This is a genomic window from Streptomyces sparsogenes (assembly GCF_001704635.1).
In the GTDB taxonomy this organism is placed as follows: domain Bacteria; phylum Actinomycetota; class Actinomycetes; order Streptomycetales; family Streptomycetaceae; genus Streptomyces; species Streptomyces sparsogenes.
Genome location: NZ_MAXF01000191.1, coordinates 1 through 13980 on the forward strand (window position 1 = coordinate 1; position 13980 = coordinate 13980).

General features: G+C 75.1%; 8 protein-coding genes. 4 read left to right on the plus strand and 4 right to left on the minus strand.

Going from position 1 to position 13980, the window contains the following annotated elements; all coding sequences use genetic code 11:
- The 4 genes from BBH68_RS34745 to BBH68_RS34760 form a co-directional block, all read right to left on the minus strand.
- The coding region (locus tag BBH68_RS34745; RefSeq protein ID WP_065967768.1) for an FAD-dependent oxidoreductase at positions 1-1575 on the minus strand (1575 nt) is incomplete at its 3' end.
- Positions 1563-2456 carry a methyltransferase domain-containing protein gene (locus BBH68_RS43660; RefSeq protein WP_245738450.1) on the minus strand — a complete coding sequence of 298 codons (894 nt, stop codon included), beginning with the start codon at positions 2454-2456 and terminating at the stop codon, positions 1563-1565. The genes BBH68_RS34745 and BBH68_RS43660, both read right to left, overlap by 13 nt.
- Positions 2435-3619, minus strand: coding sequence for a lycopene cyclase family protein (locus BBH68_RS34755; RefSeq protein ID WP_065967769.1), 1185 nt, complete (start codon positions 3617-3619; stop codon positions 2435-2437). The genes BBH68_RS43660 and BBH68_RS34755 overlap by 22 nt, the downstream gene beginning before the upstream one ends.
- A 112-nt stretch (positions 3620-3731) precedes the next feature.
- Positions 3732-7154: a CHAT domain-containing protein gene (locus BBH68_RS34760; RefSeq protein WP_065967770.1), complete on the minus strand. Its 3423-nt coding sequence runs from the start codon at positions 7152-7154 to the stop codon at positions 3732-3734.
- Positions 7155-7709: 555 nt separating this feature from the next.
- On the opposite strand from BBH68_RS34760, the gene BBH68_RS34765 reads away from it, so the two are divergent.
- The 4 genes from BBH68_RS34765 (at position 7710) to BBH68_RS34780 (ending at position 13968) form a co-directional block, all read left to right on the plus strand.
- Positions 7710-10508 (plus strand): non-ribosomal peptide synthetase, encoded by a 2799-nt coding sequence (locus tag BBH68_RS34765; protein WP_065967771.1) that lies wholly within the window; start codon positions 7710-7712, stop codon positions 10506-10508.
- Positions 10509-10510: 2 nt separating this feature from the next.
- Entirely contained in the window at positions 10511-11467 is a 957-nt protein-coding gene (locus BBH68_RS34770; protein WP_065967772.1) for an NAD-dependent epimerase/dehydratase family protein, read from the plus strand.
- A gap of 36 nt (positions 11468-11503) precedes the next feature.
- A complete protein-coding gene (locus BBH68_RS34775) occupies positions 11504-13471 on the plus strand; it encodes an aminotransferase class I/II-fold pyridoxal phosphate-dependent enzyme (protein WP_065967773.1) in 1968 nt (655 codons plus the stop codon).
- A 65-nt stretch (positions 13472-13536) separates the two neighbouring features.
- A complete protein-coding gene (locus tag BBH68_RS34780; protein WP_065967774.1) occupies positions 13537-13968 on the plus strand; it encodes a cupin domain-containing protein in 432 nt (143 codons plus the stop codon).
- The last annotated feature ends 12 nt before the right edge of the window (positions 13969-13980 follow it).

Here is a 13980-nt window from a genome sequence, read left to right on the forward strand (position 1 = left end):
CGGGCGGGCGCGCGCGGCGAGCCCGGCCCAGGCGCGCAGCGGTCCGCAGCGCCCCCTGGCGGGGACGGTCCACAGGGTCGCGCCCCTCACGCCCCAACGCTCGAGCAGGGCGTTGGCGGCGAGGAATCCGGTGGTGGCCGCGCGCTCCATCAGCGCCACCGGAAGGTCGGTGCGGACCAGGTCGCCGGCCAGGACCACGGCCGGGTCCGGGGTGCGGACCGTGGGCCGGCCGGCGTGGCCGCCCACCGGGAACAGCGGGCAGTCCGCCCGCCACTCGTGGCACGAGCCGACGATCCGCGCACCCCGGGTCTCCGGGTAGACGCGGTGCAGTTGGGCGAGGAGCCGGTCCTGCTCGGCCTCCCGGTCGGCGCCCGGGTCGAGGGCGTACGCGTGCAGTTCGACCACCGAGCCGCCGCTGCGGGCGGCCCAGCGGGCGGCCTCGCCCTCCCAGCGCTCCAGGACGCTGACGTTGTCCAGCGGGCCGTAGCCGGCGGTGCCGAGGAACCCGGGGCGGCCGCGCGCCACCGGCCGGTCCAGCCACAGCCGGGACACCAGGAACGGCGGTGCGGTGCGCAGCCGTTCGACGCCCGCCCGCCACCGGCCGGTGCCCAGCCGGGGCGAGCCGGCCACCACCTGCCGCAGCCCGCCGGTGTCCAGCGCCAGGACGGCCGCGTCGTAGGGGCGGGTCACGCCGCCGGCGGTGACCCGCAGCCCGCCGCCGGGCGCGGGCTCCACGCTCTCCACCGGCGTGGCGCAGCTCAGCTGTGCCCCCAGGTCCGCGAGGCGGCGGCCGAGCGGCTCCCAAAGGGCCTGCGGGAAGGGCTCGCGGACCACGTCGAACAGCAGCCCCTCGGCGGAGCCGAGGAAGTAGATGTGGAACATCAGCGCCAGCTCGGCGGCGGACAGTTCGCGCGGGTCGGCGAAGAAGCTCCGGGAGAACACCGTGAACGCCAGGTGACGCGCGGCCTCGGGGAAGCGGACGCGCGCCAGGAAGTCCCACGCGCTGACGCCGTCCAGCCGTTCGTACACCTCCGGCACGCGCACGTCCAGCAGCGGCAGCGCGGCGGCGGGCCGCATCCGCGCCAGGTCGCGCAGGCCGAAGCTGGGGCTGAGCGCGACGAAGCCCAGGGCGTTGAGCGGCGGGGTGCGCGGCACCCGGGCGAAGCTCTCGTACCGGCCGGAGCTGTGCCGCAGCGGGTAGTCCGGCAGCGCGGTGAGCATGCCCAGCCGCGGGTCGGCGCGCCGCAGCAGGCCGCGCAGGTTGTAGTACTGCCGGAAGAAGGCGTGGAAGCCCCGGCTCATGGTCGCCCGGGAGCCGTCGTCCAGCCGCACCGGCCAGCCCGCGAGCCGCCCGCCGAGCCGCTCCTCGCGCTCGTACAGCGTGACCCGCACCCCGCGTTCCGCCAGGCAGAGGGCGGCCGCGAGGCCGGCGATACCGCCCCCGGCCACCGCCACCCGCGGCGGCGCCCCGGCGATCCGGGGCCGGCCGGGCGACGGCGGCAGCACCCGGGCCCGGCGGTCGCGGGCCCGGTACGGCGCGGCGCCGTCCACCGCGCCACCGCTCACCGGCCGCACGCCGCGCCCCCGTCGCTTGGCCCGTCCGGCCCGTCCGGCACGCTGCCGACGACGGTGTGGACGATGCCCGTCTGCCAGCCGGGCACGGGCAGCACCCGCACCCGGATGAAGCCCGCCCGCCGGAGCCGGTCGCGGAAGGCGGGGGCGGTGTCGAACTCCAGGACGCTGCGCCGCAGATGGCGGTAGAGGTCGCCGTGAGCCGAAGGGGCGCGCCACTGTCGTAAGGGAGAGCGCGCACAGGCCCCGAGGAACGAGGGGGCGAGCACGGTCGACCGTCGGCAGGGGCTCAGGCGCCCTGGAGGCGAACCGAGCCGGAGGTAGCCGGTGAGCGCCCCGGCGGGCTGGATGATCGCGCGGCACACCGCGGTCCACAGCGCCCGGTGCCGGCGGCCGCCGCCGAGGAGGTAGTCGTGGACGGCCAGCCGCCCGCCCGGGGCGAGCAGCCCGTACACCGTGGCGAGCAGCCGGTCCGAATCGGTGACGTTGCGGACGAGGTAGGCGGCGAACACCGCGTCGAACGGCCCCGCGACCCCGGCGGCGGCGAGGCCCTCCGCCGGGGCCCGGACGAACCGCACCCCGGCCGGCCAGGGCTTGGCGGCCGCCCGCGCCAGCATGCCGGCCGAGCGGTCCACGGCGACGATCTCCGCCTCGGGCGCCACGGTGAGCAGCGCGGCGGTGGACGCCCCCGTTCCGCAGCCGAGGTCGAGCAGCCGCAGCCCGGCTCCCCGCCCCGGCAGGCCCAGCCGCCGGGCGGAGCGCCGAAGCTGGGCGTGGTAGCCGGGGTTGACGGCCACCAGCCGGTCGTAGCCGGGCGCGGCGCGGTCGAACGCCGCCGTGAGGTCGTCGTCGCGCAGCACGGTCATGGCCGCCTGCGCAGCCATGGCAGTTCGAGGGCGGTGCGCAGCATCGCGGGGACGGGGGTGCGCAGGCCGATGGCGAGGTTCTCGGCGAGCCGGGTCCGCCCGTCGAGGAAGCGCAGCAGCCGCTCGATCGGCACGTGCCGGAACAGGCCGGTGAAGAACGCCGCGCCGTCCACCCGGCCGGCCGCCAGCGCCCGCAGCAGCACCGCGTCCATGGCCCGGTGCGGGGCCGGGTACGGGCGCGGGGGCACCGGGGGGCGCCCGCGCCGCCAGGCGGCCGCGACGGCCCGGGCCTGCCGCTGGACGGCGGCGAAGGTGTATCCCGTGGCGGGGCGGGTGGCGCCGCCGGCCGTGCCGATCCGGAACACCGAGGCGCCGGCCCGCCGCGGGAAGCGGGCGTCGGTCATCGGGATCACCCCCTGCTCGACGGCGACGACCTCCCACCGCGCCGGCCCCAGCAGCTGCCGCGCGTAGTGGGCCAGCGCCCGGTCGTACGCCGCGTCGTCGAGCGGCGCCGGGGAGAACTCGGTGTATTCGACGAGCGCTTCCCGGGGGCCGAGCGGCAGCACGTAGCCGAAGGAGGTGCCGCGCGGGGGCTGGGGGGTGCGGAAGTCCATGAGGTCCACGACGGCCGGGTCGAACCGGGGCCGGTCGGTGCGCAGGAACCAGCCGCGGAAGTGCTGCGCCAGCCTGGTCCGGGCGGGCGGCGACGGCGGTGGCGGGCGGGAGTCGAACGCCCAGCGGGCCCGCAGCACCACGGGTGCCCCGGCGGCGTCGGCGCCCCGCGCCTCGGCCCCGCCCGGCCCGTCGGCCACGGTGTGCACGGCGGCCGCCACCCGGCGGAACCCGGGGCACCCGTCGAGCCGCCGCCCCACGAACGCCTCGAAGTCACCGGAGCGGAGCATCTTGTACCGCAGATGGGCCGGGCGGCCGACGACCGGCTCCCCGCCGGGCCCCCGTACCCGCAGCCGCCCCCAGGACGCGGTCAGCGCCTCGTCGAACTCGCCGCCCGGCGGCTCCCAGTAGCACCAGGTACGCTCCGGCGGGCGCAGCGGGCCGGGGGGCGCGTCGACCAGGGTCACCCGGGGGGTGCGCGCGCCGGGCGGCGGGGGGGCGCACAGCCGGTAGGCGAGCGAGAGCCCGGCCGCGCCCGCCCCCACGATGAGCACGTCCTCGTCGCGCACGGCGGCTCCTTCGTCCTCGGCCCGGTGCGGGCGCGCGCCGCCCGCACGCTCACCTTCCCCCACGCGCGGCCGGGCCGGGCGCAGGACGGCGGACGTGTCGCGCGGAACCCCCTCACCGGGGGCGGGCCGCCGCCGGGTTGCCCTGGTGGGTGAAGGCGGCCCACAGGTGGATCCGGTCGAGGTCGCCGCGGTCGGCTTCGCGGCCGAGTTCGCCGTGGAGGTGGGGCGGCGGCTCGCGACGCGGGTCGAGCATCCACATCTGGGCGGCGCGCAGGGCGTCCGCGGGGGCGAGTCCGTGCCTGGTGACGAAGTCGTGGAAGACGGCCATCAGCAGGGCCGTCGCGGCGTCGCGGACGGCCCAGCGGGAGCCGATGACGTCGGTCGCGCCGCGGGCGACCAGGGCGGTGGACAGGGTCAGGGCCTCGTCGTGGTCGCGGGTGCTCAGGTCGGTCTCGCAGGCGCTGAGGACCACCAGCGGCCCGGCGGCCGCCGGCCGCGGGGTGGCGGCGCCGTCCAGGATGCGGGCCACGGTCAGGCGTCCGGCGTCCTCGGGGCCGTCCGGCGGGGCGGCGAGCCGGAGCGCCGAGCGCGTGGGGTCGGGGCCGGCCAGGGCGTGGCAGGAGATGTGCAGGACGGCGGCCGGGGAGGTGCCGCCGGGGAGGACGGCGAGGATGTCCTCGGGGGTGCCCGGCGCGTCGCCGGCGCCGGGGGTGGGGAACTCGCCGTAGCGCAGGCCGTCGGGGTAGCAGGTCGCGTGCAGCGCCTCCGCCTCGATCCCGGCCCACAGGAGGGTGAGGTCGGGGTCGGCGACCAGGACCTGCCCGGCGGAGGCGGGCATCCGGTCCCGGGCCGCGGCCCGCAGGAACTCGGCGCCGGAGGGGGCGTAGCTGAGCACCGCTTCCTCGCAGGCGTAGCGGTGTTCGCGCCCGTCGCTCCCGTACGGGGTGCGGGCGGCGTGCCAGGCGACCGCGCCGAGCGGCCCGCAGGGCACCAGCACGATCCGCGGGGGCTGGTGGAGCGGCCCCACGGCGGCCAGGACGGGGCCCATCGCGGCGGGCCAGGCCCAGTCGCACAGTGCGCGCAGCGCCGCTTCCCAGTGCGCGTCCCACGCCGCTTTCCAGCTCGAGTGGGCCGTGTCGTCGGCGAGGACCCGGGAGCGCTTGACCGTGGCGTCGAGGTAGCGCTCCAGCGGGGGGCTTCCGGGGGTCAGCAGCGGCAGCTTCAGGACGGCCGGCCCCGCGGGGTCGGTGTCGGGGCGCAGGATCAGGGCGAGGCCCGGCATGCCGGGTTCCGGCCCGGGGACGAGGTAGACGAGCGCGTCGGCGCCGGCGGCGGTGAGGCCGGCCCGCAGCCCGGGCAGGTCGGCGGGGTCGAGCAGCTTCCGGGCGTCCGCGCCGGCGACCGCGCCCAGCGCTTGGAGTGCCCTGCGGCGCAGACCGCCCGGGATCGCCGGCCCGGTGGGCGGGGCCGGCGGCACGGCGGTGTCGGGCGGCAGCGGGTCGGTGGCGGCCTGGGCGCGCCACTGCCGGGCCAGGTCCGGGTGGCCGCGGGCTTCGAGGAGTTCGGGAATGCCGCGCGACGCGGCGGCGGCCCGCAGCACCAGGGCCCGGCCCAGCTCCAGCGCGTCCACCGCCTCGGCCGGGCGGTCGCACACGGTGGTCCAGTAGGCCAGCCAGAGTGCCTGTGCCGACCCGGTGCGGGCCACGGCCAGGCCGTGTTCGGAGCCGAGTTGGAGCAGGACGTCCGCGGACAGCTCGGTCAGCGCCTCGCCCCGGGTGGCCAGGGCGGCCTCCCGGTCCCCGGCGGCGCCCGGGCCCCCGCGCCGGCGGCGCAGCCAGTGGGCATCGGACAGCTGGGCCAGGGCGTCGGCGCTGTGCGGGAGGCCCTGCCCGCCGCGGATCAGCTCGCGGACCCGGGCCAGCTCGGTCACGCACAGGTCGAGCAGGTCGGGGTCGTCGAGGTGGCGGGCCGTGTGCAGCAGGGCCCGGCCGAGCTGGTAGCGCAGCTGGAGTTCCTGGTAGGGGCTGGGCTGCGGGCCCCGGAGCGTGCGGTGGACCTCCGCGACGGCGTGGTCGGCGGCCTCCCGGCCGGGCTCGATCATCATCAGCTGGGTGAGCGCGGAGGCCCGCAGGGCCGGGAAGTAGGGGGCGAGCAAGGGGGCGACCCGCCGTGGGTCGGTCTCCACCACCTCCCGGAGGTAACGGGCCGCGGCGCCGAGCCCGGCCGGGTCCTGGCCGCGGGCCGCCTGCTCGCGGTGGAGCTCGGCCAGGGTGGCGGCGACGGCGAAGCGGTTCTCCTGGTCGGGCGGCAGGGTGGCGTACAGGGCGGTCAGTTCCCCGACGAGGCGCGGCAGTACGGTGAAGTCCCCGCTGCGGCGCGCCCGGGCCAGCTCGTGGTGGGACGCGAACACCATCGCGTTGAGGGTGCTCGTGGACGGCGGCGCGCCCTCGCGGTGCCAGGCGGCGCGCAGTTCCCTGGCTATCTCCAGGGCGGCGTCGGCGGCCTGGAGGCTGCCGCCGAGCGTCAACGCCGAGTGGAGGCGGCCGGCGAGGCCGCCGGCCAGGGCGAGGCGGGTGGCCGTGGCCCCCTCGTCGTCCCCGGGCAACGCCTCGATCTCCTCCCGGAGCCGGGCGGTGCTCTGCTCCAGGCGGGCCAGGTCGCCGGTCTGGGCCACCCGTAGGCTGTCGAGCAGCCAGATGAGCCTCTGTTCCGGACCGGCCTGCCCCGGCCGGGCGGGACGGGCGGTGGGCTCCGGCTCCGGCTCCGGCTCCGGTTCCGGTTCCGGTTCCGGTTCCGGCTCCGAGACGGCGTCGTCGAGGTCGTCGAAGTCCATCGTGCCGGGCACCAGGAGGTTGGCCTGGAGCAGCAGAGCGGCGTGCAGCCTGGCGACGCGGGCCCGTTCGGGCGCGTGCGGCGGCAGCGTCCCCAGGGCGCGCCGGGTGGCCTCCGCGCCGCGCCGGACGCGCTCGGCCAGCTCCCGGGGGTCGCCCTCGCCCGACCGGATGCCGGCCAGCAGCTCGCGCAGCGGGGCGAGGACCGGTCGGTCCAGGCCCAGGGCCGCCACCTCCTCGCCGGCCGCCTCGGCGGAGATCGGCGGGTAGTTCACGATGTCGCACAGCCACACCACGAGCCCCGTCAACCGCGGGACGTCCTCCACGGCCCAGGCCAGCACGCCCCGGATGGCCCCGGACAGGGGGTCGTCGGCCGGCGGAGCGTCAGCCGGCGAGGCGGGGGCCGGCGAGGCAGGGGCCGGCGGAGCGTCAGTTGGCGAGGCGTCAGCCGGGGGCCGGGCGAGCCGCAGGCGCCTCAGCGCGGTCAGCAGGGGGAGGAGGTCGCCCCGGAGCGGATCGGTCCCGGGCAACAGGCGCTCGATGGTGGCGAGGTGCTGGATCGTCTGGGACAGCGCGGCGGCCCGCGCCGGGTCGTCCGCCGCCCGGCGCATCGCCTCATGGGCCTGACGGGTGGCGACGGCGGCCCAGAGCCGCAGCCCCAGCGCCCGGCCCTCGCCGTCGCTCCGCCGCCGCTCCCCGTCCATCCCGCACCCCCCGTGCCGACGGCCCCGCTCCGGCCGCCGTCAGGTACCCATCGTCCGCCTCGCGCGGCGCCTTTTCCAGACCACCCCATATGCCTGACACATACACCCTGAAGAGCGGAAATGGATTTGGGCGGCGCCGGCCTCCCTTTATGACGAGCAAGTTGTGATTTACATCACGCGCTACATCCGAGCACCCCTGTGAAATGATGCCCGGTGTTGCCCGCGGGCAGCGGTATGGCAATCACTTCTTCAAGGTTTTGGTTAGCCGTAATCGGGGGAAGCAAGAATGCCGACGATGATTGTGACCGGAACAAAGCGGGCGTTTTGCCCCGCCGCAAGGATTTCGAGCGCGACTTCCGTGTTGCCGCCGATCGGGATGGGCTGAAGCCCCGGCAATCGATCGACGAAATCGCGCGCCCGCCGTCGAGAGCCCCGACGTACTCACCTCCGTCATACGGGCCGGCCCCGGTGCGCTTTCTCCAGCCCACCTCCCCTTCCCGTCAAGCGTCCGCTCATCACTGTTTTCCGCCCGTTTCTCTCGGAGGACTTCATCCGATGCCGGATCCACTTCGTGCCTCGACGCTCCCGCAGCTGCTGGAGCGCGCGGCTCGCGACACCTCGCGAGGAATCACATTCATCGGCGGCTCGTACCTGTCCTACGCGGAGTTAAGGGAGTGCGCCCGCCGGATTTCCCAGGGGCTGCGCGGCAACGGCGCCGCCCCCGGCGACCGCGTGCTGATCGCGGTCAACGATCCGGAGAACTTCTTCCGCGCCTTCTGGGGGTGTGTGCTCGCCGGTGTCGTGCCGTGCCCGATCGCACCGCCGGCCGACGCCTCGCAGGGGCGTGCGCAGCTGGAGCACCTGCGGGTGCTGCTGGGAGAAACGCTGGTGGTGGTCTCCAAGGCGGCTCACGGAGACCTGCCCGACGTCGGGCTGCGGACCGTGACGGTCGAGGAGCTGGGGCACGCCTCGCCCGAGGACGGGCGGCTCCACGCGCCCGCCCCGGACGATCTCGCCCTGCTGATGCTCACCTCCGGGTCCACCGGATCGAGCAAGGCGGTCAGGCTCACCCATGCCAACCTGCTGGCGGCGCAGGCCGGGAAGGCGGGGGCGCTGGGCCTGGGGCCCGAGGACACCTCGCTGAACTGGATCTCGGTCGATCACATCGCCGCGATCGAGGCGCATCTGCTGCCCATGTTCAACGGCGCCGACCAGGTCATGACGGTTCCGGCCACGGTGCTGGCGGATCCCGTGGAGTTCCTCAGGCTGGTCGCGGCGCACCGGGTGCGCGTGACCTTCACCCCCAACTTCCTGTTCGGGCAGATCAATCAGGCGCTCGCGCAGCGCCCCCTCCCGCGCGAGGAGGTGGATCTGTCGCGGGTGCGGCACATCATCTCCGGCGGCGAGGCCACCGTGACCGCCACCGTACGGGCGTTCCTGGAGGCCCTCTCCCCCTACGGACTGCGGGACGACGTGGTCGTGCCGGCGTTCGGGATGACCGAGACCTGCGCGGGCTCGATCTTCAACCGTGACTTCGCGGCCCGTGACCTGGACACGGAGTTCCCTCCGCTGGGCCACCCGGTGGAAGGGCTGCGGATCCGTATCACCGGAGGCGACGGCACGGTGCTGGCCTCCACGGACCGGCCGGGGTCGGCCGAGTCGGGCGAGGTGCAGCTGCGCGGCCCGATGGTCACCGGCGGCTACTTCGCCAATGAGCGGGCCACCGCGGAGGCGTTCACCCCCGACGGCTGGTTCCGCACCGGCGACCTGGGCCGTCTCGACTCCGGGGGCCGGCTGACGCTGGTCGGCCGCACCAAGGACTCCATCATCGTCAACGGCGTCAACTACTACAGCCATGACCTGGAAGCGGTCCTGGACGAGCTGGACGGGGTCAGGCGCGGGCAGGTCGCGGCCTTCCCCATCCGGCCGGAGGGGGCCGACTCCGAACAGCTCGCCGTGGCCTTCGTCCCGGCGGGCGATCCCGCCGACGACACGGCCGTCTACCGGACCCTGGTGGCGATCCGCAGCTCCACGGTGATGCACTGGGGGTTCCGGCCCCAGCTGATCCTTCCCGTCACCGAGGCCGAGATCCCCCGCGGCAACCTCGGGAAGGTGCAGCGGTCGAGGCTGCGCTCGGCCGTCGAGGCCGGGGCCCTCGACGGGGCGGCCCGCCGGGCGGAGGAGGTGAGCACCCGCTTCCTCGGCGGCTACGTGGCGCCGGAGGGCGACGACGAGACCGCGCTGGCCGGCCTGTACGCCCGCGTGCTGAACACCGAGAGGGTGCCGGCGACCGCCAGCTTCTTCGATCTGGGCGGCACCTCGCTGGACGTGCTGCGGCTCAAGCTGGAGATCCAGACCGAGTTCGGCATCGACGACGTGCCGATGTCGACGCTCCTCCAGGCCCCCAGCGTGCGCGCGCTCGCCCACCGGCTGCGGGCCGGGCGGGGCGCCGGAGGGGACTTGGCCTACGACCCGCTGGTGCCGCTCCAGGTCACCGGGGACGGGACGCCGCTGTTCTGCGTCCACCCCGGCCTGGGCGAGGTGCTGGTGTTCGTCAACCTCGCCCAGTACTTCACCGGCGAGCGGCCGTTCTACGCGCTGCGGGCGCGCGGCTTCGGGCGGGGCGAGACCCACTTCGGGTCGTTCGCCGAGATGGTCTCCACCTATGTGGACGCGATCCGGCGGACACAGCCCAGCGGCCCCTACGCCGTCGCCGGGTACTCCTACGGCGCGGCGGTGGCGTTCGAGATCGCCAAGCGGCTGGAGGCCGACGGCGAGGCGGTCGAGTTCGTGGGGGTCTTCAATCTGCCTCCGCGGATCTCCGGCCGCATGAACGAGATCACCTTCACCGACGGCGCGATCAACCTGGCGCTGTTCCTCGAGCTGATCGACGCCGCCGACATCGGGGAGCTGACCTCCACCCTCCGCCCGCTGCCCGAGGCCGACCAGCTGGCCTATCTGATCGATCACGCGCCGAAGCGGCGGCTGACCGAACTGGACCTCACCCTGGAGCAGTTCACCGCCTGGGTCGACCTGGCCCAGAGCATGGTGCACCTGGGCCGCGACTACGAACCGTCGGGGTCGGTCGAGCGGGTGAAGGTCTTCTACTGCACCCCGCTGCGCGGCACCAAGGAGGAGTGGCTGAACGACCAGCTGCGCCACTGGGACACCTTCACCCGCGAACCCAACACCTATATCGAGGTCGACGGGGAGCACTACACCCTGATGAGCCCGCAGCACGTGCGGACCTTCCAGGCGACCCTGCGGCGGGAGCTGGCCCGCTCGCTCGACGGGGAACGGGAACGGACCGACGCGACCGCCGGGACGACCGCCGACACCACCGGAGGCCGCTGACCATGCGGGGGAAGAAGATTCTCGTCACGGGTGGCACCGGGCAGGTCGCGAGGCCCGTCGCCGAGGCGCTCGCCGCGGACAACGAGGTGTGGTGCCTGGGCCGGTTCGGCGACCCGGCCGCCCGCGAGGCCCTGGAGGAGGCGGGCGCCCGCACGGCCCGGTGGGACATGGCCACCGACGATCTGGCGGGCCTGCCGCGCGACTTCACCCATGTGCTGCACTCGGCGGTGCACCGGGGCGACGGAAAGGACTTCCAGGAGACCGCGCGCGTCAACGCGGTCTCCACCGCGCGGCTGATGACCCACTGCTCCGCCGCCGAGGCGTTTCTGTACGTGTCGTCCGGGGTGGTCTACGACCGGGCCGACCGGAACCATCGGTACCGGGAGAGCGACCCCCTGGGCGGGGCGGCGCCGTGGCTGCCGACGTATCCCATCGCCAAGATCACCGCCGAGGGGGTGGCGCGCGGCCTGGCCGAGACGCTCGCGCTGCCCACCGTGATCGCCCGCCTCAACATCGCCTACGGCCCGTACGGTCACGGCGGCGTGCCCATGATCCTGTTCCGGCAGATGCGCGACGGACAGGCCTGCGCGGTGCCCCGCGAGGGGCAGAACTACTGCAACCTGCTGCACACCGACGACGTCGTGCGCCAGGTGCCGCTGCTGTGGGACGGGGCGGGGGTGCCCGCGCGGGTCGTGAACTGGGGCGGCGACGAGGAGGTCGGCATGACCGACCTGCTGGAGTACATGTCGGCGCTCACCGGGGTGCCGGTCCGCCTGGACCGCGGCGACTTCAGCCGGGAGACGGCGATCTTCGACCACACCGCCCGGCGCGCCCTGATCGGCGACTGCTCGGTGGACTGGAAGCCCGGGATCGCCCGCACCCTGGCCGAGCTGTTCGAGGAGTACCGCGAGCGGATCGGGGCGTACGCCGACGCCCACCCGGCCGGCCCTTCCCAGTGACCCGAGAGAAGTGACCCGAGAGAGTGGAGATCGAGCATGCGCAGGTCCGCCGACATCGACGCGCTTCAGGACGTGCTGTGCGCCGCCCTCGGGTCCCGTGCGCCGGTGTGCTCCCTGACGCGGCTGGGCGAGACCGCCGAGGCGTTCACCGGTGCCGACGCCGCGGTGCTCGAGCGCCCCACCCTGGTCGGCGGCGGGTCCCCGTACCACCCGAGCAGCCCCGCGCCCACCGCCCACGCCGTCGAGGAGCTGGTCCGCCGGGCGGCGGCGCTGGACGTGCCCCAGATCCTCGTGCCCCAGGTGCGCCGCGGCGAGGACACCACCGCGCTGCGGGCGGCCGGGCTGGTGCCCGTCGCGGCCGGGAGCGAGTGTGTCGTCCGGCTGACCGGCGAGGTGGACGAGGTGCTGCGCGACCGCGTCGGTGCCGGGCAACTCTCCGATCTGCGCCGCCGCCACCGCGCGGTCTCCCGTGAAGTCGGCTGGGAGCGGATCCCGCTGGGCGGGCTCGACGGGGCGCCGTGGGCACGGGACGCCTTCGTGGAGCTGCACCGGCGCCAGGCCGAGCGCCACGGCGGCCGGCACAGCCTGTACAACGCCGACGCCCTCGACACCCTGGCACACGGCCCGTTGGCGGACCGCACCGAGATGTTCGTGCGCCGCAGAGGGAAGGCCGTGGTCCAGGCCGGGCTCCTCACCACCTCGCACAACGGGCGGGGGGTGTACGTCCTCACGCAGGCCGTCGACCACGGCGACCCCGCCGCGCGGCACAACCTCTTCGTGGCGTCCCTGTACCGGCTGTACCTCCACGCCCGGCGCTCCGGCCTGGACTGGGTCCACCTCGGCCGGGGGGACGCCTCCCGCATGCGGCGCCTCGGCGCCGACCTGTTCGTCCCCCTCGACCACTGGCTGCGGGCCCCCGGCCGCACACCCTCCCGGGAGGAGGAACGGGAGCCGGCGCTGTCGGAGTTCGCGGCGCCCCCCGTCACGACGGTGCCGGTCCCGGGCCCGGCCCGGTTCCGCCATGTGCCGCGGTTCGACCAGATCGACCTGTCGAGCAACACCAATCCGTTCCTGGGCGCCGACGGTCACTATCCCGAGCTGGACACGGCGGAGCTGGCCCGGATCTATCTGGCCACCCTCGCGAAGCTGCCCGGCCACGACGGCGTCGGCGCGCTGGACGCGGACCACCTGCTGTTCACCAGCGGGGCGGTCGACGGCGTCCTGCTCCTGCTGGCGGCGCTGGCCTCGCCGGGCGAGGGGGTCTGCGTCACACCCCCCACCTTTCCGCTGTACGACCACTTCGCCCGGGTGCTGCGGCTGCCCGTCACCGAGGTGCCGCTGCACGGCGACGACCTGTCCCGGCTGGACACGGAGGCGATCCTGGCGGCCGATCCGCGGGTGACCTTCCTGTGCGACCCGAACAACCCCGTGGGCACGAGGCTCGATCCGGCCCAGGTGCGGACCCTGGTGGCCGAGAGCCGCGGTCTTGTGGTGATCGACGAGGCCTATGTCGAGTTCAGCGAGAAGCCCTCGTACGCCGGGTGGGTCGCACACCACGACAACCTCATCGTGCTCAGGACGCTCTCGAAGGCGTGGGGGCTCGCGGGCGCGCGCTGCGGGATCGTCCTCGCCCAACCGGGGATCACCGACGCGCTGCGGCGGGTGCAGGTGCCCTTCGGGTTCACCAACGCGTCACAGCGCGCCGTACGGGACCGGCTGACCCACTCCCGGCGGGTGCTCGCCGCCATCCGGCGCATCCGCGCCGAGCGCGATCGCATGGCGCGCCTCCTGGCCGACCACCCGGCGGTGGCCCGGGTGTTTCCCTCGGAGACCAACTTCCTGCTGGTCCGGCTGCACAAGCACGAGCGCGTGACGGAGCAGCTGGCCGCCGCGGGGATTCTCGTCGCCGACGTCGGGCGCCTCATCCCCGACACCTGCCGCATCACCATCGGCGACCGGCGCGCCAACACCGCGCTGCTCGAAGCACTCTCCGCCGCCCTGTGACCCGGGCGGAAAGACCCCGACGCGAAGACCCCAGCGAAAAGACCCCAACGGAAAGGATCCGGTTCGTGGGCAATGGTTCTCGCTCCGATCTCCCTCTGGCCGCCACCGTCGTCGCCGAGGGATTCGACCGCTGGAGCCCTCCTCTGAAGGAGGAATTCGCCACCAACGAGCACAACGGGCGCGTCGGTGTGACCCTGCTGAAGGAGACCGACGCGCTGCGCATCTGGGAGACCCGCCTCCAGCCGGGAGAGCGCCTCCCCGTCCACCGGCATGTGCTGGAATACCACTGGATCGCGCTCACCGACGGCCGGGCCCGCCAGCACAACAGCGACGGCAGCACCCGGGAGATCTCCTTCGTCCGCGGGCAGGCCCGGCACTTCGACGCCGCCGCGGACCGCTACCACCTCCACGACCTGAAGAACATCGGCGACGAGGTGCTGTCGTATCTGACGATCGAGGCGAAAGGCGGGCCGAACGAACCCCTCGGGCTCCGCTAGCGAAACCGGCCC